Genomic DNA, 20,717 nt, shown 5'->3' on the forward strand with positions numbered 1-20,717 from the left:
TTGTGTGACTAGTAATTGGTGGTGTTGCTTGCGCCGAGCCGGATAGTGCTGAAAAATGCGTGGATGCCCTTGCGCAGCTCGTCGACGTGCTCGAATTCGAGATAGGTGACATCGCACAGGTCCTGCAGCTCGCGGATCAGGGTGGTCTTGATCGGTGCGTGCTTCCATACCAAAAACAGAACGGGCGAACAGCGGCCCTTGAAGATGTGGTACCCCAGCTCGAAAGCGCTGCTCTCGCTCATGCCGACCCGGATGTTGACCACCGCATCGGCATGGTCGAGCAGCCCGAGACGATGGTCGCGGAAGTTCTTGGGCGTGAACGGCAGGTGGTAATCGCGCTCGAACGACTTCTTGAAGGTATCCGCGCTTTCGGCGCGGGTGCCGGTCAGGTAGTCGAACGGATGCGGCATGCCGTTGGCGCTGTCGATCAGGTCCATGATGTCGCCGATCAGGCGCTGCTGCTCGGCGTCCGATTCCGTGAACGGCTGGCGGATGAACAGCTTGAGCGGCGTGCCGCCGGCCGTGCGTTCGCGCGAACGGGCGCGCCGCTCGGGCAGGATGGTGGAGGCGGCCGCCAGGTCGGCGGCGCTGGGCAACGCGCGCGCGGGCGGCGCCGGTTCGGCCTCGGGGTGCTTGGCGTGCAGTTCCTGGAGCGAAGCCAGGCCGTAGCTGTCGGCATGGCGGGCCGCTTCGAACATGCATTCGGCGGCGGCGATGGTGGTGCACACCACCGTGCCGGCCGCCAGCGCCGCCACCCGCAGCGGCCGCGATGCCACCACGGCGCTGCGCTTTTCATCGACCGTCAGGACCATCAGGGCGATCTCGCGCGCGGCCAGGCGATCCAGGATGACGGCGTCGTCGATGTCCTCGACCGCCATGTCGGCGGCGCGGATGACGGTCGCCGTCACCAGGCTGGCGCACAGGATGAAGCCGGCGCCGCTCAGCTGGCGCGCCAGCGCCACCGCGCGCGCCTGGTCGCCGCGCTTGACGCGCAGGTACACCAGGCCCGCGCGCGGCACCTTGACCGAGGCGCCCAGCTGGGCCTTGAAGTAGGCTTCGCCGAAGGTCGGACCGACACCCATCACTTCTCCTGTCGATTTCATTTCGGGACTGAGGATGGTGTCCACGCCGGGGAACTTCGCGAACGGGAATACCGCTTCCTTGACGCTGAAGCACGGCGCCACCGCTTCGTCGAGCATGCCCTGGCTGGCCAAGGATTGCCCGGCCATGCAGCGCGCGGCGATTTTTGCCAGCTGCAGTCCGGTGGCCTTGGACACGAACGGCACGGTGCGCGAGGCGCGCGGGTTCACTTCGAGGACGTAGACCACGTCGTGCACGCGTCCGTCGACCCGCCTTTGCTGGACCGCGAACTGCACGTTCATCAAGCCCACCACCTTCAGTTCGAGCGCCATGAGCGCGGTCTGGCGCTTGATCTCGGCCACCGTGGCGGCGCTGAGCGAATGCGGCGGCAGCGAACAGGCCGAGTCGCCCGAGTGGATGCCGGCCTGCTCGATATGCTCCATCACGCCACCGATCAGGGTGCGCACGCCGTCGCACACGCAGTCGACGTCGACCTCGATGGCGTCGTTCAGAAAGCGGTCCAGCAGCACCGGCGAATCGTGCGAGACGGTGACCGCTTCACGCATGTAGCGTTCCAGGTCGGCCTGCTCGTGGACGATTTCCATCGCGCGACCGCCCAGCACATACGATGGACGCACCACGAGCGGGTAGCCGATTTCCTCGGCCAGGCGCACTGCTTCAGGCTCGGTGCGCGCGGTGCGGTTCTGCGGCTGGCGCAGGTCCATCTTTTGCAGGAATTGCTGGAAGCGTTCGCGGTCTTCGGCCGCATCGATCATGTCGGGCGAGGTGCCGATGATCGGCACGCCGGCCGCTTCCAGCGCCAGCGCCAGTTTCAACGGGGTCTGGCCGCCGTACTGCACGATCACGCCGGCCGGCTTTTCAAGCGCGACGATTTCGAGCACGTCTTCCAGGGTCACCGGCTCGAAATACAGGCGGTCGGAGGTGTCGAAGTCGGTCGAAACGGTTTCGGGATTGCAGTTGACCATGATGGTTTCGTAACCATCGGCGCGCAGGGCCATGGCCGCGTGCACGCAGCAGTAGTCGAATTCGATGCCCTGGCCGATGCGGTTCGGGCCACCGCCGAGCACCATCATCTTGCTGCGCGAGCTAGGCGCCGCTTCGCATTCTTCATCATAGGTGGAGTACAGATAGGCGGTACTGGTCGAGAACTCGGCGGCGCAGGTGTCGACCCGCTTGTACACAGGGCGCACGCCGAGCGCGTGGCGCGCTTCGCGCACCGCCTGTTCGGTGGCGCCCAGCAGCGCCGCAAGTCGCCGGTCGCCGAAGCCCTGCTGCTTGAGGCGGTACATCACCGGCTTGTCGAGCACAGACAGGGTTTGCAGTTCGAGCCACTGCTCGACCGCGACCAGGTCGTGGATCTGCGCCAGGAACCATGGGTCGATGGCGCTGCAGGCGTGTACTTCATCCTGGGTGAAGCCCTGGGCGAAGGCTTCGCCGACGTACCAGATACGGTCCGGACCCGGTTTCGACAATTCTTCTTCGATCACGGCGCGTCCGGTCTGCATGCCGTCGCGGCGCACGCCATCGACGCCGATATCGAGGCCGCGCAGGGCCTTCTGGAACGATTCCTGGAAGGTGCGGCCGATCGCCATCACCTCGCCCACCGATTTCATCTGGGTAGTCAGGTGATCGTCGGCGCCGGCGAATTTTTCGAACGCGAAGCGCGGAATCTTGGTGACCACGTAGTCGATCGACGGCTCGAACGACGCCGGCATGGCGCCGCCGGTGATTTCGTTGCGCAGTTCGTCGAGCGTGAAGCCGACCGCCAGCTTGGCGGCCACGCGCGCAATCGGAAAGCCGGTGGCCTTGGAGGCCAGCGCCGACGAACGCGAAACGCGCGGATTCATTTCGATGACGATCATGCGGCCGTCAAGCGGATTGACCGCGAACTGCACGTTCGAGCCGCCCGTGTCGACGCCGACTTCGCGCAGCACCGCCACCGAGGCGTTGCGCATGATCTGGTATTCCTTGTCGGTCAGCGTTTGCGCCGGCGCCACGGTGATCGAGTCGCCCGTGTGCACGCCCATCGGGTCGAGGTTTTCGATAGAGCAGACGATGATGCAGTTATCGAGCTTGTCGCGCACGACTTCCATTTCGAACTCTTTCCACCCGAGCAGCGACTCTTCGATCAGCAGCTCGTTGGTGGGCGACAGTTCCAGCCCGCGCTGGCAGATGGTGTGGAACTGCGCCGCATCGTAGGCGATGCCGCCGCCGCTGCCGCCCATCGTAAACGATGGCCGGATCACCACAGGAAAGCCGAGCGGACCTTGCGCTTCCCATGCTTCGGCCATGCTGTGGGCCACACCGGAGCGGGCCGAGGCCAGCCCGATGCTGGTCATGGCGGCCTTGAACTTGGCGCGGTCTTCCGCCTTGTCGATCGCTTCAGGCGTGGCGCCGATCAGCTCGACCCCGAATTCGGCCAGCACGCCGTGGCGGTGCAGGTCGAGCGCGCAATTGAGCGCGGTCTGCCCGCCCATGGTCGGCAGGATGGCGTCGGGACGCTCCTTGGCGATGATGCGCGCCACCACTTCCCAGGCGATCGGCTCGATGTAGGTGGCGTCGGCCATCTCGGGATCGGTCATGATGGTGGCCGGGTTGCTGTTGACGAGGATGACCTTGTAGCCTTCCTCGCGCAGCGCCTTGCAGGCCTGGGCCCCGGAATAGTCGAATTCGCAGGCCTGGCCGATGACGATCGGGCCGGCGCCAATAATCAGGATGCTACGGATATCTGAACGCTTAGGCATGGTTACGGCTTTCCATCATGGTGACGAATTTGTCGAACAGACCGGCCAGGTCGTGCGGGCCGGGTGAGGCTTCGGGGTGGCCCTGGAAGCAGAAGGCGGGACGATCGGTGCGCTCGAATCCCTGCAGCGTGCCGTCGAACAGCGACACGTGGGTGACGCGGCAGTTGGCCGGCAAGGTGGCCGCATCGACCGCGAAGCCGTGGTTCTGGGAGGTGATGGCGACCTTGCCGGTGGCCAGGTCCTGCACCGGGTGATTGGCGCCGCGGTGGCCGAACTTCATCTTGACCGTGCGCGCGCCCGAGGCGAGCGCCATGATCTGGTGCCCGAGGCAGATGCCGAAGACCGGCGTGCCGCTGTCGATCAGGGTGCGCGCGGCCTCGATGGCGTAGTCGCAGGCTTGCGGGTCGCCCGGGCCGTTGGACAGGAAGATCCCATCCGGGGCCAGCGCCAGCGCTTCCTGCGCGCCCGCTTGCGCGGGCAGCACGGTGACGCGGCAGCCGCGCCCGGCCAGCATGCGCAGGATGTTGTTCTTGACGCCGTAGTCGAAGGCCACCACGTGCAGGTGCGGCGCCGGCGCCGGCGCAAAACCGGCGCCCAGCTGCCATGGGCCTTCAGTCCATTCGTAGGCCGTTTGGGTGGAGGCGACCCGCGCCAGGTCCATGCCTTCAAGGCCGGGGAAGGCGCGCGCCAGGGCCAGCGCCTGTCCCGGCTCGCCGCCGACGACAATGGCGCCGTTCTGCGCGCCCTTCTCGCGCAGCAGGCGGGTAAGCTTGCGGGTATCGATATCGGCAATCGCCACCACGCCCTGCTGCGCGAGATAGTCGGACAGGCTCTGGGTCGAGCGGAAATTCGAGGCCAGCAAAGGCAGGTCGCGGATGATCAAGCCGGCCGCCTGCACCCGCGCCGATTCGCCGTCTTCCGGGTTGATGCCGGTGTTGCCGATGTGGGGATAGGTCAGCGTGACGATCTGGCGCGTGTAGCTCGGGTCGGTCAGGATTTCCTGATATCCCGTCATGGAGGTGTTAAAAACGATTTCGCCGCTGGTCTGGCCGGCGGCGCCGATGGCGGTGCCTTCGAACAGCGTGCCGTCCTGCAAGGCCAGCGTCGCACGCGGGCGGGCGCCATTGCTGTTAGTAAGTGGGTGCTTCATGTGGTCTCCAGACTGTAGGTCACCCGCAGCCCGGTCCAAGCGACGTTTTCCCTTGCAATCCGATCAGAAAAAATTGCCATTTCTATCTCTGTTGCGGCGAGTGTTCAAGTACGATACAGCAAACAAAGCAGTTGCCCTACAGAAATTAATGTGTGACGTTTTATCCCAACACTTAGTTTCGAGTTTGCCAATTTCCCCTTTGTAATTAAGGATATACGGCAAAACAATAGTGTGAGAGTTTGTTACTTTTCATCCGGAAACTATTCGGACGGACGACGGGCGCGAGGCCGCATTCACCGGATCAAGATCGTCCAACCTGCCCGATTTCGATGATAATGGCGACATTCTGATTTCCTTGAAACTAGGCTGTATGACAACACTCTCACTCATTGTTGCAATGGATGCCGCGCGCGGCATCGGCATCGACAACACCCTGCCCTGGCGCCTGCCGGAAGACCTGGCGCACTTCAAGCGCCTGACCACCGGGCACCCGATCATCATGGGCCGCAAAACGTTCGACTCGATCGGCCGCCCGCTGCCGAACCGGCGCAACATCGTCATCACCACCAACCCGGACTGGCGCCAGGAAGGCGTGGAACGCGCCGCCTCGGTGCCGGAGGCGCTGGCCCTGGCGGCAGGTGCCAATGGCGATGCGCCGGCCTTCGTCATCGGCGGGGCCCAGATCTATGCGCAGACCATGGCCCTGGCGCAGCACGTAATCGTCACCGAGATCGCGCACAGCTTCGCCTGCGACGCCTTCTTCCCGGCGCTCGACCCGGACGAGTGGATCGAGACGGCGCGCGAATCGCACCATTCGGCCAGCAACGGCTTCGATTACGCGTTCGTCACCTACACCAAAGCGGGTTGATGTCCCTGCCGGGACGATCTCCCCGCCTCGCCCAGGCAAAGCCCGGCAAGACGAGCATGCGCGCGTGCGCATGTTGTGCGACACTAGCGCCCGCATGTAGTTAATCTAGCAAAAGTTTTTTCACCGGATTGCCGCCATTTCTGCGAAAATCCGCTTCTTATTTTTTATCGGTGCCGCGAGCGGCGTCCCGCAACAGGCGCGGACTTCCCTCGCGGCGCTTCGCTTTGGAGCTGTCCATGAAATTTCGTTTCCCAATCGTCATTATCGACGAGGATTTTCGTTCCGAGAACACTTCCGGCCTCGGCATCCGCGCGCTCGCCGAGGCGATGGAAAAAGAGGGCATGGAGGTACTCGGCGTCACCAGCTATGGCGACCTGTCGCAGTTCGCGCAGCAGCAGTCGCGCGCCTCGGCCTTCGTGCTGTCGATCGATGACGAGGAATTTGGCTCCGGTTCGATCGAAGACACCGATTCGGCCCTGATCGCGCTGCGCGCGTTCGTGAAAGAGATCCGTCACAAGAACTCGGACATCCCGATCTACATCTACGGCGAAACGCGCACCTCGCGCCACATCCCGAACGACATCCTGCGCGAGCTGCACGGCTTCATTCACATGTTCGAGGACACGCCCGAATTCGTGGCGCGCCACATCATCCGCGAAGCCAAGTCCTACCTGGACGGCCTGGCGCCGCCGTTCTTCCGCGCGCTGGTCAACTACGCCAACGACGGTTCGTACTCGTGGCACTGCCCCGGCCACTCGGGCGGCGTGGCCTTCCTGAAGTCGCCGATCGGCCAGATGTTCCACCAGTTCTTCGGCGAGAACATGCTGCGCGCCGACGTCTGCAACGCCGTCGAAGAGCTCGGCCAGCTGCTCGACCACACCGGCCCGGTCGCCAAGTCCGAACGCAACGCGGCGCGCATCTTCAATGCCGACCACTGCTACTTCGTCACCAACGGCACCTCGACCTCGAACAAGATGGTGTGGCACTCGACGGTTGCTCCCGGCGACATCGTCGTGGTGGACCGTAACTGCCACAAGTCGATCCTGCACTCGATCATCATGTGCGGCGCGATTCCCGTGTTTCTGATGCCGACCCGGAACCACCTCGGCATCATCGGCCCGATTCCGCTCGAAGAGTTCACCCCCGAATCGATCGCCCGCAAGATCGAAGCCAATCCGTTCGCGCGCCAGGCCGTCAACAAGAAGCCGCGCATCCTGACCATTACCCAGTCCACTTACGACGGCGTGGTGTACAACGTCGAGACCTTGCGCGAAATGTTGGACGGTAAGATCGACACCCTGCACTTCGACGAAGCGTGGCTGCCGCATGCGACCTTCCACGACTTCTACAAGAACATGCACGCAATCGGCAAGGACCGCCCGCGCGCCAAGGAATCGATGATCTTCTCGACCCAGTCGACCCACAAGCTGCTCGCGGGCCTGTCGCAGGCCTCGCAGGTGCTGGTGCGCGAATCGGAAACGGTCAAGCTGGACCAGGATGCCTTCAACGAGGCCTACCTGATGCACACGTCCACCTCGCCGCAGTATTCGATCATCGCCTCGTGCGACGTCGCCGCGGCCATGATGGAAGCGCCGGGCGGCACCGCGCTGGTCGAGGAATCGATCTTCGAGGCGCTCGACTTCCGCCGCGCCATGAAGAAAGTCGACGCCGAATTCGGCAACGACTGGTGGTTCCAGGTGTGGGGCCCGGACACCTTCTCGGAAGAAGGCATCGGCACCCAGGACGACTGGATGATCCGCGCCGAGGACGACTGGCACGGTTTCGGCAACCTGGCCCCGGGCTTCAACATGCTCGACCCGATCAAGGCGACCGTGGTCACCCCCGGCCTGTCGCTCGACGGCGTGTTCGGCGAGTCCGGCATTCCGGCGTCGATCGTCACCAAGTACCTGGCCGAACACGGCGTGATCATCGAGAAGTGCGGGCTGTACTCGTTCTTCATCATGTTTACGATCGGGATCACCAAGGGCCGCTGGAACACGCTGGTCACGGCGCTGCAGCAGTTCAAGGACGACTACGACAAGAACCAGCCGATGTGGCGCATCCTGCCGGAGTTCGCGGCGGCCAACCCGCGCTACGAAGCGATGGGCCTGCGCGACCTGTGCCAGCAGATCCACGACTTCTACAAGACCTACGACGTGGCGCGCCTGACGACGGAGATGTACCTGTCCGACATGATCCCGGCGATGAAGCCGTCCGACGCCTTTGCCAAGATGGCGCACCGCGAGATCGAGCGCGTGGCGATCGAGGAGCTGGAAGGCCGCATCACGGCGATTTTGCTGACGCCTTACCCGCCGGGCATTCCGCTCTTGATCCCGGGCGAGCGCTTCAACAAGACCATCGTCGACTACCTGCGCTTTGCGCGCGACTTCAACGAGCGCTTCCCCGGCTTCGAGACCGACGTGCACGGCCTGGTCAAGCGCGAAGTCGATGGCAAGCGCGGTTATTTCGTCGATTGCGTGCGCCAGTAATCACCGACCCATGCAACAGGCATGAAAGGAACCTTCGGGTTCCTTTTTTTTGGCGCGCAAATCGCGCGCGTGACAATTGAGGAGTATGCGCAGGGGCGCACCGTGGCAAGCTGGCAGCCATCGCAAGACCAACCATGGGAGAGTTTTCATGCACGAGATCCTCGTCAGGCGCGTCCAGCACCCGGTCGGCCAGGGAGGCTTTCACATGGCAGACATGCGGGTGGCAAACAAGCCATTCCGCTACATCTACGATTGCGGATCGAGCAATCCGGGCGCGATCAGCGCCTTGCTGAAGGGGCTGGGTCGATCCACCGGCGAAAAAGAGTTCGACTGGCTCGTCATTTCCAGTTTCGACATGGACCACTGCAACGGCGTGGCGCTGCTGCTCGCCGAAGGCTATACGTTCAAGCGCGTGTTCCTGCCGCACCGGCTGGACAACAAGCTGCTGGTCTGGCTGTTGTGCTGCTATGTGCTGGACGAGCGCAGCGCCAAGGAGATTACAGATGCCCTGGCATCGCTGCGCATACTGCGTGAGCTATATGATCAATTCGGCCGCGATGGCGACGGTCCGGACGACATGCTTGAACGCCTCACCCCGGATCCGGCGAAACCGAACGCGGTCAACGTCACCTACCATGTCAAGGAGGCGGACTGGATGTTCCGCTTCTACTCGCGGGAGACGAACTACGGGAACCTTGTCAAAGCCCTGTTCGACAAAGTCGAATTTGCGCAGCTCAAGGCGATCATGAAACGCGCCGCGAAAACGGTAAGCGGATCGGCAAAGCCTCGCGATACCGTAAAGATCCTGGCCGACCTCTTTTCGGTACTCGGCAAGCCGCCGGCGCAGGCGCAGGCAGGCAATGGCGCCGCCCCGAGCGGGCCATCGGTCAAAAAGCTCCTGGGGAACGCCTATGAAAATCTCACCGAGGACGACGCCCGCGTATTCGGAGACTATAACGAGGTATCGCTCTGCCTGTACGCCGGCCCGCGTACCTCGGGCCAAAGCGCCGACCGCCGATTCAGCGTGCAGTGCACCGTGGGCCACCATTCCGACTTTCCCGCCCGGGATTGGACCCGCCGCGCCGGCTGGCTGGGGCTGGGCGACATCGGTTTTCGCAATCGGGCCTTGCTCGACGAGCTGGCGCTGTACTACCGGTCGGAGCTTGCGCTATCGTGTACGAAAATGGTGCCGCATCACGGCGCGCAGAGCAACTACGGCACGCTACTCCCCATGCTGGCGCCATTTTTCGCGCTCGATGCCATGCAAACGCTGTGGGTCGCCGCCGCCTATCCACTCACGCGCTACCGTCACCCGGCAGGCGTCGTGGTCCTGGAATCGGAGAAGAATGGGACCTTCGTCATGGTCTCGGACGACCCCGGATCGCGCATTGAAGAAACCGTCCGCTCGATCCCGTCGTTGGCATTGAGCGGGTCCAGCGTCCGCTACCTGATCCATCTCTTGCGCAAGGCCGGCTATCGATAGACCGCTGCGGTAATCAGGCCTTGGGAAGCGTAACGCCAACCTGCCCCTGATATTTTCCGCCGCGGTCCTTGTACGATACTTCGCACACTTCGTCCGATTCGAAGAACAGCACCTGCGCCACGCCTTCGTTGGCATAGATTTTTGCCGGCAGCGGCGTGGTGTTGGAAAACTCCAGCGTGACAAAACCTTCCCACTCCGGTTCGAACGGGGTGACATTGACGATAATGCCGCAACGGGCGTAGGTCGATTTGCCCAGGCAGATCGTCAGCACATTGCGCGGAATCCGGAAGTATTCGACGGTGCGCGCCAAAGCGAACGAATTGGGCGGAATGATGCAGAAGCCCTTGCCCGAGACGTCGACGAAATTGTTTTCGTCAAAATTCTTGGGGTCGACGATGGTGGTATTAATATTGGTGAACAGCTTGAACTCGTCGGCGCAGCGGATGTCGTAACCGTAGCTCGACGTGCCGTACGAAACGATTCTCTGACCATCGAGTTCCTTGACCTGCCCTGGCTCGAAAGGCTCGATCATGCCCGTTTCCGCAGCCATTTTGCGGATCCATTTATCAGATTTAATGCTCATACGTGTCGTTCCAGAAGAGAAAATTGGTCAGGTTGCGCTGTCCCTGCCGCGCTGTTTGCCCGGCAAAGAGAGAATTTCCCGCGATTTTACGCGAAAAGTCGCTGCCGGCGGCAGTCCGCGGCCTGTTTTCTCCGGTACAGCGGCGATGCGTCGCCGCGCTTTTCTAGCGCTGCGCGAGCAGTTTGGCGATCATTGTGCGCGTCAGGCGTCCCGCCAGTTCGGGCGATTCCATCGGAAACAGATGCCCGCCTCCGGGGATTTCGGCGAAATTGTCGCCCACCAGCTTGCGCGTGGCGTCCAGGCCGGCCTGGCGCAGCTCCACCGATTCGGTGCCGGCGATGAAGCCGATCGGCACCGGGTAGGCCCCGTTCATCACGCTGCCGAGGTGGTGCGGCAGGCCGCGGTAAATCTCGGTTTCCACATCGCGCGAAAAGCGCAGCTGCACGCCGTCCGGATGGGGTTCGAGGCCATGTTCCAGATAGTCGTGCAGCACGCCGGGCGCCCAGGCCGCGAACACGGGCTTGGAGACAAAGTGCTCGTAGGCCGCCTGCACGGTGGGCCACACCGTGCGGCGCCGGCGCGACAGGCGGGCCGGCGACAAATAATCGCTCCAGTTCTGGTTCGATTTCACCAGCCGCCAGAGCATGGCGCGCCAGCCCGCCACCACGGGCGAGTCGAGCATCACCACGCAGCGCACCAGGTCCGGCCGCTCCCTGGCCGCCATCATGCTCAGCATCCCGCCCAGGGAATGGCCGACCAGGATGGCCGGCTCGCCGTAGCTTTCCAGCGTGGCGATCAGGTGCTCGACCAGCTTGGGCCAGCCGTCGCTGACCGGGTAAGCGGGGTCGTGGCCGTACATGTCGACCGCGCGAATGTCGTAATCCGGGCGCAGCTGGTCGAAGAACTTGCGGTAGCTACCGGCCGGGAAGCTGTTCCCGTGCGAGAAATGGAGGATCGGTGTCGTCATTTTTCGATTGTAAGACGATTCTGCGACCGGCCATACAGGATTAGAGGGAAACCCCTACTGTCAGCGTGGCGACGTAGCCCAGGCTCGCGCTGGCGCTCACGCTGGCGATTTGCAGGGCCGTGCCGTCGCTGAACACGTTGTCGGTCGCGTAGGTGATGTTGGCCAGGTTGCGCACGCTGGCGCTGTAACCCGTGGCGGCGTAGGCGTCGGACAGCATCGAGGTCGGAAAGCCGAACTGCGAGGTCTTGATCCGGTTGGCCGCGCTGGTGCTCTTCGCCAGGCTCGGATAAACCTCGAAGTGCACGTGCGGCATGCGGCCCGCGTAGCAGCCCGGGAAGATCGTGGTGAAGGTGACCATGCCACTGGCGTCGGCTTCCTGCACGCCGCGCAGGTAATTTTCGGCGGTGACGCCGCTGGTGTACATCGAATAGCGCCCTTCGCGGTCGCAGTGCCACAGGTAGACGGTGGCGCCGGCCAGCGATGCGCAGCTCGACTTCACGTTCACCATCTGCAGCTTGATCGTCAGCGGCACACCGGCGGCGACACCGGTGGCGCCGGCGATGCTGGCGCGAATATCGGGCCGCACGATGCCGGCCAGGATCAGCGCATTGGCCACGCCGCCGACGCTGCTGTTGGTGCCGTCGCCGGGATACGGTCCGCCCGTCTCTTCGGGGATCACGGCGCAGGAACCGCTGCTGCCGGTGGCGGGCGTGGTGCCGGTGCCGGCGGCGGCCGGGGTGGTGCTCAGGGTGCTGCCGCCCGAGTCGCCACCGCCTCCGCACCCAGACAGCGGCAACGCCGCCGCCGAAGCGAACATCCAGCGCAGCGCCTGGCGCCGGCTCAGTGTCATGTCCAGCATGGTTTGTATGTCCTGGGCCAGGCTGTGATCGTGGTCGTGGTGGTCCATGGTGTAGTCCTCCTTGTGCCGAATCAGGCGGTAGTGTTTATCAGGTTGCCGGCAGCTCCCGCGCTGTCGAACTTCGCGCTTACCCCGGGGATCAGGAACGTGGCTGGCGGCGCGGACGATCATCGGCGGACTGCTTGCGCTGCTCCGGCGTGAGCACGGCGCGCACCTGGGCGTCGGTGCGGGCGTCGAGCAGGGCCAGTGCGGCCAGCGCCTTGCCGGCGGCCTGCGCCAGGGAAGACGCTTTGGCGTCGTCGAACTGCTCCGCGTTACCGAGGGCGCGCAGGGCATCTTGCGAATCATGCAAGGTGCGCGCGTGCTCGCGGCGCTTCGGTTTCTGTGCATGCAGAATGGCGAAAACCTTGTCTTCCTGGGCGTCCGTGAGCTCGACGCCCTGCCCGAAGAGCGGACCGCGTGGTGGCGGCAGGCCGCCCTCCCCCGGCGCGGCAAAGGCGCCAAGGCAGGCAGTGCTTAACAAGACGGCGAGTACACGTTGGTGTATGTTTTTCATGGTGGTTCCTGTCAGTGCGTTGCGAAGGACTCCATTGTGCGAGGGCGATATGTAAAGCGGTGTCAGGGACATGTAAAAGCGCGTAAAGGCATCCGCCCGGCGATCAACCAGGGGCGCCCGGTTTGCTATGATGGGTGCATGAATCAAGTGCTATTAATCGATGACGACGTTGAACTGGTCGGGATGTTCCGCGAATACCTGGAGCAGGAAGGATTTCGGGTCAGCTGCGCGCATGACGGAGAGGCCGGCGCGCGCGAGGCGCTGTCCGGGCGCAGCGCCATCGCGGTGCTCGATGTGATGATGCCGCATATGAATGGCCTGGAAACGCTGCGCCGCATCCGCGCCCGCAGCCACATGCCAGTCCTCATGCTGACCGGCCGTGGCGACGATACCGACCGCATTCTCGGGCTGGAACTGGGCGCGGACGACTACGTGACCAAACCCTGCACCCCGCGCGAGCTGACGGCCCGCATTCGCGCCATTCTGCGCCGCACCAACGCGCCGCGCGGCGATGGCGACGGCATCACCATCAGCGTCGGCAAGCTGTCGATGCAGCCGGCGCAGCGCCGTGCCAGCTGGGATGGTGCTACGCTGGAATTGACCAGCACCGAATTCAACCTGCTCGAAGTCCTCGCGCGCAACGCGGGCCGGCCGGTCAGCAAGAACGACCTGTCGGAACAGGGCTTGGGCCGGCCGATGGCGCGCTTCGACCGCAATATCGACGTCCACCTGAGCAGCCTGCGTCACAAGCTCGGTACCCTGGCCGACGGCCGCTCCTGCCTGCAGACCGTGTACCGCCTCGGTTACCAGCTCATTCGCGACTAGCGCATGGGCCGCCTGTTCTGGAAGTTCTTCTTGTCGATACTGCTGGCGCAGCTGGCGGCAACCATTGGCGTGGGCACCGTGTTCTGGCTGCGCGACCAGGCGCGCGCGCAGGCGGCCATCGATTCGCCCCGCGCGAGCGGCATCGATACCGCGCCGTCCGCCGAGTTCATGATCGACAGCGCGGCCGCCACGCTCAAATTCGGCGGCAGCGCGGCATTGCGCGAACTGGTGGGCGGCACCACGCGTCACAGCATTTTCGTCATCGACGCGAATGGCCATGAAATGCTGGGCCGGACCGTCACGCCCGCGCTGCGCGCCCAGGCCGAACGGATGCTGGCGCATCCGGCGCGCCACAATATGGTGCGCACCCTGACGGCGCCGGACGGCGCGCGTTTCCTGGTGTTCGTGCGCTGGCTCGATCAGCGCGGAGCGGGCGGCGGGCCGCCGGATCGACGCCAGATGCCACCCGGCGGCTTTGGCGCCGGCCCGCGCCCGGGTGCACCGGGCGACCAGGGACGTCCGCCACCGAACCGCCACCTGCTGCCATATATCACGATGGCCGGCGCAACGCTGGCCAGCCTGTTGTTCGCGGCCCTGCTGGCGTGGTATTTTTCGCGCCCGATCCGGGCCCTGCGCGGCGCGTTCGAGGCCGCGGCCGCGGGCGATCTGTCGCCCCGGTTTGCGGAGGTCAAGGGCGTGCGCGGCGACGAGCTCAATGATTTGGGACGCGACTTCGACCGCATGAGCGCCAGTTGCGCACCCTGATGGACGGCCAGCGCCACCTGCTGCACGACGTTTCGCACGAACTGCGCTCGCCGCTGGCGCGCCTGCAGGCCGCCATCGGGCTGGCGCACCAGCAACCCGACAAGATCGGCGCCTCGCTCGAACGCATCGAGCGCGAGAGCGTGCGCATGGATAAGCTGATCGGCGAGCTGCTGACCTTATCGCGCCTGGAAGTATCGACCGCGCTGCCGCGCTATGAAGACATTTCGTTCATGGACCTGATCGACGACATCGTGACCGATGCGCGCTTCGAGGCCGAGCAGTGCGGCCGCCGCATTGCGTTGTCGGGGCAGGCGGTAGTCACCGTGCGCGGCGCGCCGGACCTGCTGTGGAGCGCGATCGAGAACGTCATCCGCAACGCCATCAAGCACAGTAGCGAAGGTGGCGTGATCGAGATCGGCATCAGCGCCGACGCCGACCGCCTGGAATTGTCGGTATGCGACTGCGGGCCGGGCGTGGCGCACAAGGACCTGGCGTCGATCTTCAAGCCGTTCTTCCGCTCGAATGCGGCCGGTAACAACGTCGACGGGCATGGACTGGGCCTGGCGATTGCGCAGCGCGTGATCGACGCCCATCGTGGCACGATCAGGGCCAGCAACCGCGAAGGCGGCGGGCTGCGCGTCGATATCGTACTGCCGCTGCTCCATTAATTTGGCGAGATCGAAACGCCAGGTATCAAGCCGTTGAAAAACGGCCAGGCCAGTAATCGATGGCAAGCGCGACGAGCAGGCAAGCGGTTACGGCAATATCGGCCATCACCACCCGCCCTATCGAATCATTATAGTTTCCTACCGACCACGCAACCATCACGAACGATGTTACGCTAACCAGCCCGGCAATATACGCGAGAGGCCGCCATGCAGGAATGAGCGCTGCGGACACCAGGAGTAATCCTAAGAGGCCGAACATGACGGCCCGATGTTGCATCAGGATGAGCAAGTTCGGGTCCTGGATACGCACTCCGTATAGCTGAGCGAGATGCAATTCACCAAGCACGCCTGTCACAGGGATGAGGTGAATGAGTGCGGCGATGATCAGCATGGCAGGGATAAGCCGTTGCATCGTATTTTCCTTGATCGGTGGGGTAGTCGAAGTGAACGATTCTAACGACGGCCCGTTCGCGGCGCTTTCAAAAACAAGCTGCCCGCAGGCGCGTCCTTTGCTGGTCAGCTGGAACGCGCGTGCGCTGTACATCGGGCCGGCATTGCATCTTGCGGCACACCGAAACGCCGTGGCGGTATTGGCAATCGGACTGGACGGGCCACTGGGCGTGGCGCTTGATCCAGCCGACCCCGGTCGCGGCTTCGTGAACTGTCGAACCGCGCTGATCGAACCGAACCAATTGCACCTGCTGGCAACGCCAGGGGCGCAATACGCTTTCTTGTATGTCGACGCGTTAAGTAACGATCTGAAGTCGCTCCATGGACGGTGCCGTCGTCGCGTCGGGAAGGTTGGCTTCGACCTCGACAACGAAGATGCGCTCATCGCCTTGTTGGCTGGCATGGATCGCAGCGCCGAAGGCTGGCAGGCCACAGTCGACCGGCTCGCGGCCCTTCTGTCCCTGTATCCCGCGGGCACGGATGCGCGGATCCGGAAAGTGGCGGGCGCGTTGTTGGCGTCGCCAGCGGCGGAAACGGACGCAGCGGGGCATGCGCGCCACGTAGGTCTGTCTTCCTCCCGGTTTCAGCACCTTTTCAAGGAGCAGACAGGTGTGTCATTTCGCCGCTATCGCTTGTGGGCCAGGCTTCAGGCCACCATATCGAATGTGCTGGACGGCAGGACGCTCACGCAAGCGGCACATGAAGCGGGTTTTTCAAGCTCCGCCCACCTGAGCGCTGCTTTCAAGGCCATGTTTGGACTGCCACTGACAAAACTTTTAAGCGGGAACGTCCTATTTGTGCGCTCATCCCAGGAATGATCGGCCATGAAGACGAGGACCTATTTGCCATACCAGTAACGCGCACGCGCGCGGCGATATTCGACCGGTACGAAGCCGCTGGCCGAGTCGAGCATGATCGCTCCCGATTCGTCCGTGCGCAAGCGTTCGATGCCGAGTTTTTCATAGCGCTCCACCACCTCCGTCTTGGGATGGTGGTAGCGGTTGCGATAACCGACCTGGAACAGCACCAGGCGTGGCTGCACGGCGGCCAAAAACGCCGGCGTCGACGACGTGCCGCTGCCGTGATGCGGCGCCAGCAAGACGTCGGCACGCAGCAGCGGCGCCGACTCGGCGACCAGCTGCGCCTCCTGCGCGGCCTCGATGTCGCCCGCCAGCAGAATGGCATGGCCGCCGGCCGTGATGCGCAGCACGCAGCCGCGCGCATTCGGTTTCAGACTGGTATCCGCATAGCTTTCCACGGTCGGATGCAGCATCTCGAAGCGCACCCCATCCCAGGTCCACTGCTGCCCGCCGGTGCAGCGGATATGGCGCGGCGCGGCCTTGACGATCGGATGATCTGGCCACAGCGACGACGACACCCAACCGACCCTGACCGCACCGAGCAACGTGCGCCCACCGCCGGCGTGGTCGATATCGCTGTGGCTGACGACAACGCCATCCAGAAAGCCGATGCCGCGCCCCTTGAGGTACGGCAGGATCACCCGGTTCGCGCCGTTCGACTCGGGAGTGTACGCGGGCCCGGTGTCGTACAGCAGGCGATGCGTACCGGTCTCGATCAGCACTGCCATGCCCTGCCCCACGTCGAACGCGGTAACAAGCACCTCGCCAGGCGCCGGAGCGGTCGGTTGCGCGGTCAGCAGCGGCAGCCATGCGGCAAGCCCGGTCCAGCGGTGCGGCCAGCCGCGCGGAGCGAGCATCCACAAGGTGCCGATCACCGCGAACACGAACAGCCAGGGCTCGGGCGCCGGTGCGCTCCACACCGCAAAGCGCAGTCCCGAGCACCACGTGAGCACCCAAGCCAGCGCCTGAACGGCGTAGTGCGCGACATTGAGCAGCAAGGTAGACACGGGTGCCGGCAGCATGCTGCCCGCCAGCGCGAGCGGCGTGACGACGAAGCTGACAAGCGGAATCGCCAGCGCATTGGCCAGCGGGCTGATAATGGACACCTGCGCGAACAGCAGCATCGTCAGCGGCACCAGCGCGAGCGTGACCACATACTGCGTATGCGCACCCACTAGCAGCATGCCGCGCCAGCGCGATTGCCTGACGACGGTGCGGCCGGTGGTCGCAAACAGAATGGCCGCCACGGCGCCGAACGACAGCCAGAAGCCGGGTGAGGCGATTGCCCAAGGGTCGAGCACGACGACCAGGCCAAGCGCCATGCACAGCACATGCGACACCTGCGTGAGCCGGCCGAACCAGAGTGCGGCGGCGACAACGATCAACATATACAAGGTGCGCTGCGCCGGCACGCCGAAGCCCGCCAGCAGCACGTACAGCAGCGCGACCGCGGCGCCTGTCAACGCGGCCACCTTCTGCGCCGGCATCAGCAGCGGCAACTGCGCGCCGGTGAAGAACGAGCGGCGCCAAAGCGCCGAGGCGAGCGACGCAAACAGCCCCGCCACCATAGTGATGTGCAGGCCGGAGATCGAGATCAGGTGGCCGACGCCGGTGCGGTTGAATACATCCCAGTCGGCCTGGCCGATCGAGCGCTGGTCGCCGACGACCAGCGCGACGATCACGCCGGCATATTCCTTTTCCGGCAGCGCGCGCAGGATACGTTCGCGAAGCGTGGCCCGGCAGTGTTCAATCACGTTCGACAAACCGAAAACGAAACCGTCGAGACGCCGGTTCCTGCCGCCTTCCGGCCGTACGTAGCCGGTGGCGCGCACGCCCTGCTCCAGCAGCCATGCTTCGTAATCGAAGCCGTGCGGGTTCGCATTGCCGTGCGGGCGTTGCAGGCGCACGACCAGCTGCCAGCGCTCGCCGGGCTGCACGTCGCCAATGGGCTGCAATGCATCGCGGTAGCCGGCATACCACGCCAGCGACACGCGCGGCGGCACCGCGACCGGCGCGTCGAGAACCCGTTCGACCTTGAAATTGAAGCGAACGCCGTTACCGAACCGGTACGGCAGGCTGTCGACGATGCCGACGAGCGTGATGTCGCGGCCCTCGTCGGCCTTGGCCAGTTCCGGCGCCAGCGCCAGATGAGCGGCCAGCGCGGCCCAGCAGAAACCGGCCAGCGCACCGGCCAGCGCCAACCTTGCAACACCACGCAAAAAGCACAGCAGGACCACGATAACGGCAAGCGCCGCGATGGTCGATGGCGATGGCAGCACCGCCTGGATTTGCAGCACGGCGGCGCCACAGGCAAATCCCAGAATGGCGGCGCGCATGGCTCCCCGGAGGCGTGGACAAAACCCCTAGCATGCCATTGGGCGCAGCACCGCACCTTGGCGCGCGTCAGTCTTTCGATGCCTTGCGCAAGAAGCCGGCAATCGTCGGAACCAGCGTTGGCGCGAGCGGAAACTTGGGGTCGGTGTAGGTCACGACCTGGCGCTCCTTATCAGGCGGTGCGTCCTTCAACACGTGGTTCATCCCCGGCACCACAACCAGTTGCGCGGCCGGCAGGGCCTTGTGCAGCAGTTCAGCCTCGCTGAGCGGGACCTGAAGATCGGTGGTGCCCTGAACCAGCAGCACGGGCATCGTCAGGTCCTTGATGACCGTCGCAGGCACGTACTTGAACCACGAAATGAGGTACGGCTGCACGCTTGCGCGGTACAGCGCCGCCAGTTCGGGCGGCACATTGCCGGCCGCGCGCCCGCCCTCCAGCGCCACCAGAATGCGCTCGCTTTCCTTCGCCAGCGGCGGTGGCAATGCCGGCGCAAGCTGCTCGCGCAGCACGGCCGACGCACCGCGTCCCACACCGGCAAGCGACACATAGGCGTGCGCATTACTGGCCTTGGCAGCCAGCATGCCAATCAGGGCGCCTTCGCTGTGACCAATCACGCTGACGCTTGAGAAGCGCTTGTCGGCCTTGAGCATGGCCAGCCAGGCAGTGGCGTCGTCGATATACGTCTCGAAGCGCAGGTCCGCCTCGTTGGGGCCAGCCGCCGCGCTTGTCGAAACGAACGCTCGCCACGCCCGCGTCGGCAAGACCTTGCGCAAGCAGGCGCAAGCAGGCGCAAGCTGTCGTTCCTGAATCCGGGGCCGTTGCCGTCACGGTCGGTCGGACCGGAACCGGCGATGATCAGCGCGACCGGCACCGGTCCGGCGCCCTTGGGCAGTGCCAAGGTGCCGGCGATCTCCCCCGTCGCCGTACGCAGCACGATCGGCTGCTCGTTACCGGCTGCGCAAGCGCTGACGCACACGGCAAGCAGCAGGCAAATACTCCACTTCAAAACGCGTAAGGGATTCACGGATTGCTCCCGGATTGACCAGTCGACGGATGGGACTAATGTTATTTAGGCAATGCTGACATTAAGACCACTTTAGCACGTTCTGCGCTTACCCCGGCGCGTGCGTCCGCTGCCCCATCGCTTCGGCATCCTTCATCGGCGGCAAGCCGAACATTCGTCCATATTCGCGCGTGAACTGCGACACGCTCTCGTAGCCGACCGCAAACGCCGCGCTGCTGGCCGACACGCCGTCCGACATCATCAGCCGGCGCGCCTCGATCAGCCGCAAGTGCTTCTGGAATTGCAGCGGCGAGAGCGACGTCGCCGCGCGGAAGTGATGGTGGAACGACGATGGGCTCATCCCGGCAGTGGCGGCCAGGCGCTCGACCGGCAGCGGCTGCGCGAATTCGGCCCGCAGCAGCGCGACCGCGCGCGCCACCCGCTGCGCATGCCCGTCCGGCCCGCCCAGCCGGCGGATGGCCGCCCCGTGCCGTCCCGCCAGCAGCCAGTAATGCAGCTCGCGCACCAGCTGCCCATGCAGCACCGGCACGGACGCCGGCCGTTCGAGAAGGCGCATCAGCCGCAGCGCCGTATCGGCCACCTCGGCATCGGTCGGTTCGGCGGGAGCGCCGTCGACACGCGGCAGCGCCATCATCTGCGCGGTCAGTTCGGCCAGAACGGCCGGGTCCAGGTCCAGCACCAGCGAAATGTAGGGTGCGTCCACGCTGGCGCGCGTGACCTGGCTGACGGTCGGCACGTCCGCCGTAATGAGCAGGGAGTCGCCGGGGTTGTAGGTCACGCAATCGTTCCCCATCGCGACCTGTTTGCTCCCCTGGAGTACAAGGCAGACCAGCGGCCGGGCGATCGCATGCAGCAAGCCGCTGGGCGAGGTCGAGCGGATCGTCATCAGGCCGGCGATGGGCGTTTGCGCCAGGCCGGCGGCGTCGGCGTGCGCTTCGACGTAGCGGCGAACGGTATTGAGCAGGGTGTCGGTCATGCCGCAATCCTAAC

Annotated in this window: 17 protein-coding genes; 7 read left to right on the plus strand and 10 right to left on the minus strand. The window is 64.5% G+C overall.

Translation table 11 applies throughout. The features are described 5' to 3' along the window. Positions 1-8 precede the first annotated feature (8 nt). Together carB and carA are read right to left on the minus strand one after the other, a co-directional pair. Positions 9-3,845, minus strand: coding sequence for a carbamoyl-phosphate synthase large subunit (carB, locus tag CR152_RS25040; protein WP_099879503.1), 3,837 nt, complete (start codon positions 3,843-3,845; stop codon positions 9-11). Beyond that, positions 3,838-4,995, minus strand: a complete 1,158-nt coding sequence (gene carA / locus CR152_RS25045) for a glutamine-hydrolyzing carbamoyl-phosphate synthase small subunit (RefSeq protein WP_099879505.1) — start codon at positions 4,993-4,995, stop codon at positions 3,838-3,840. Before carA ends, carB begins: the two co-directional genes overlap by 8 nt. A gap of 370 nt (positions 4,996-5,365) precedes the next feature. Between carA and CR152_RS25050 the strand changes: the two genes are divergently transcribed. From CR152_RS25050 to CR152_RS25060, 3 genes are all read left to right on the plus strand, one after another. Beyond that, positions 5,366-5,863 carry a dihydrofolate reductase gene (locus CR152_RS25050; protein WP_099879507.1) on the plus strand — a complete coding sequence of 166 codons (498 nt, stop codon included), beginning with the start codon at positions 5,366-5,368 and terminating at the stop codon, positions 5,861-5,863. A 236-nt stretch (positions 5,864-6,099) separates the two neighbouring features. Further along, positions 6,100-8,352, plus strand: a complete 2,253-nt coding sequence (locus tag CR152_RS25055) for an arginine/lysine/ornithine decarboxylase (protein ID WP_099882760.1) — start codon at positions 6,100-6,102, stop codon at positions 8,350-8,352. 148 nt (positions 8,353-8,500) lie between these two features. After that, entirely contained in the window at positions 8,501-9,835 is a 1,335-nt protein-coding gene (locus CR152_RS25060; protein ID WP_099879509.1) for a ComEC/Rec2 family competence protein, read from the plus strand. Positions 9,836-9,848: 13 nt separating this feature from the next. Here the strand turns inward: CR152_RS25060 and dcd are convergent, their stop codons facing one another. The 4 genes from dcd to CR152_RS25080 form a co-directional block, all read right to left on the minus strand. Next, positions 9,849-10,418 carry a dCTP deaminase gene (gene dcd, locus CR152_RS25065; RefSeq protein ID WP_099879511.1) on the minus strand — a complete coding sequence of 190 codons (570 nt, stop codon included), beginning with the start codon at positions 10,416-10,418 and terminating at the stop codon, positions 9,849-9,851. 163 nt (positions 10,419-10,581) lie between these two features. Next, complete coding sequence (locus CR152_RS25070) at positions 10,582-11,385, minus strand: alpha/beta fold hydrolase (RefSeq protein WP_099879513.1); 804 nt, start codon at positions 11,383-11,385, stop codon at positions 10,582-10,584. 40 nt (positions 11,386-11,425) lie between these two features. Then, positions 11,426-12,292, minus strand: coding sequence for a dioxygenase family protein (locus CR152_RS25075; RefSeq protein WP_099879515.1), 867 nt, complete (start codon positions 12,290-12,292; stop codon positions 11,426-11,428). A gap of 91 nt (positions 12,293-12,383) precedes the next feature. After that, a complete protein-coding gene (locus CR152_RS25080; protein WP_099879517.1) occupies positions 12,384-12,800 on the minus strand; it encodes a Spy/CpxP family protein refolding chaperone in 417 nt (138 codons plus the stop codon). A gap of 138 nt (positions 12,801-12,938) precedes the next feature. Here CR152_RS25080 and CR152_RS25085 point away from each other — a divergent pair, with 138 nt between their 5' ends. The 3 genes from CR152_RS25085 to CR152_RS34895 are packed head-to-tail and all read left to right on the plus strand — an operon-like array spanning position 12,939 to position 15,058. After that, positions 12,939-13,625: a response regulator transcription factor gene (locus CR152_RS25085; protein ID WP_099879519.1), complete on the plus strand. Its 687-nt coding sequence runs from the start codon at positions 12,939-12,941 to the stop codon at positions 13,623-13,625. 3 nt (positions 13,626-13,628) lie between these two features. Continuing rightward, a complete protein-coding gene (locus CR152_RS34890; protein WP_307718595.1) occupies positions 13,629-14,390 on the plus strand; it encodes a HAMP domain-containing protein in 762 nt (253 codons plus the stop codon). After that, positions 14,378-15,058, plus strand: a complete 681-nt coding sequence (locus CR152_RS34895) for a sensor histidine kinase (protein ID WP_307718596.1) — start codon at positions 14,378-14,380, stop codon at positions 15,056-15,058. Before CR152_RS34890 ends, CR152_RS34895 begins: the two co-directional genes overlap by 13 nt. Positions 15,059-15,083: 25 nt before the next feature. Here the strand turns inward: CR152_RS34895 and CR152_RS25095 are convergent, their stop codons facing one another. Next, positions 15,084-15,449: a phosphopantetheine adenylyltransferase gene (locus CR152_RS25095; RefSeq protein WP_229413582.1), complete on the minus strand. Its 366-nt coding sequence runs from the start codon at positions 15,447-15,449 to the stop codon at positions 15,084-15,086. Here CR152_RS25095 and CR152_RS25100 point away from each other — a divergent pair. Then, positions 15,439-16,326, plus strand: coding sequence for a helix-turn-helix domain-containing protein (locus CR152_RS25100; RefSeq protein ID WP_208640202.1), 888 nt, complete (start codon positions 15,439-15,441; stop codon positions 16,324-16,326). The two genes, CR152_RS25095 and CR152_RS25100, sit on opposite strands and share 11 nt — an antisense overlap. Before the next feature lie 20 nt (positions 16,327-16,346). Here the strand turns inward: CR152_RS25100 and CR152_RS25105 are convergent, their stop codons facing one another. The 3 genes from CR152_RS25105 to CR152_RS25115 form a co-directional block, all read right to left on the minus strand. Next, positions 16,347-18,704, minus strand: a complete 2,358-nt coding sequence (locus CR152_RS25105) for a DNA internalization-related competence protein ComEC/Rec2 (RefSeq protein ID WP_099879526.1) — start codon at positions 18,702-18,704, stop codon at positions 16,347-16,349. 67 nt (positions 18,705-18,771) lie between these two features. Continuing rightward, the gene (locus CR152_RS25110; RefSeq protein ID WP_208640203.1) at positions 18,772-19,476 is read right to left on the minus strand and encodes an alpha/beta fold hydrolase; all 705 of its coding nucleotides are present in this window, start codon (positions 19,474-19,476) and stop codon (positions 18,772-18,774) included. 339 nt (positions 19,477-19,815) lie between these two features. Next, positions 19,816-20,703: an AraC family transcriptional regulator gene (locus tag CR152_RS25115; RefSeq protein ID WP_099879529.1), complete on the minus strand. Its 888-nt coding sequence runs from the start codon at positions 20,701-20,703 to the stop codon at positions 19,816-19,818. Positions 20,704-20,717: the final 14 nt, after the last annotated feature.

Source organism: Massilia violaceinigra, from assembly GCF_002752675.1.
Classification (GTDB): domain Bacteria; phylum Pseudomonadota; class Gammaproteobacteria; order Burkholderiales; family Burkholderiaceae_D; genus Telluria_A; species Telluria_A violaceinigra.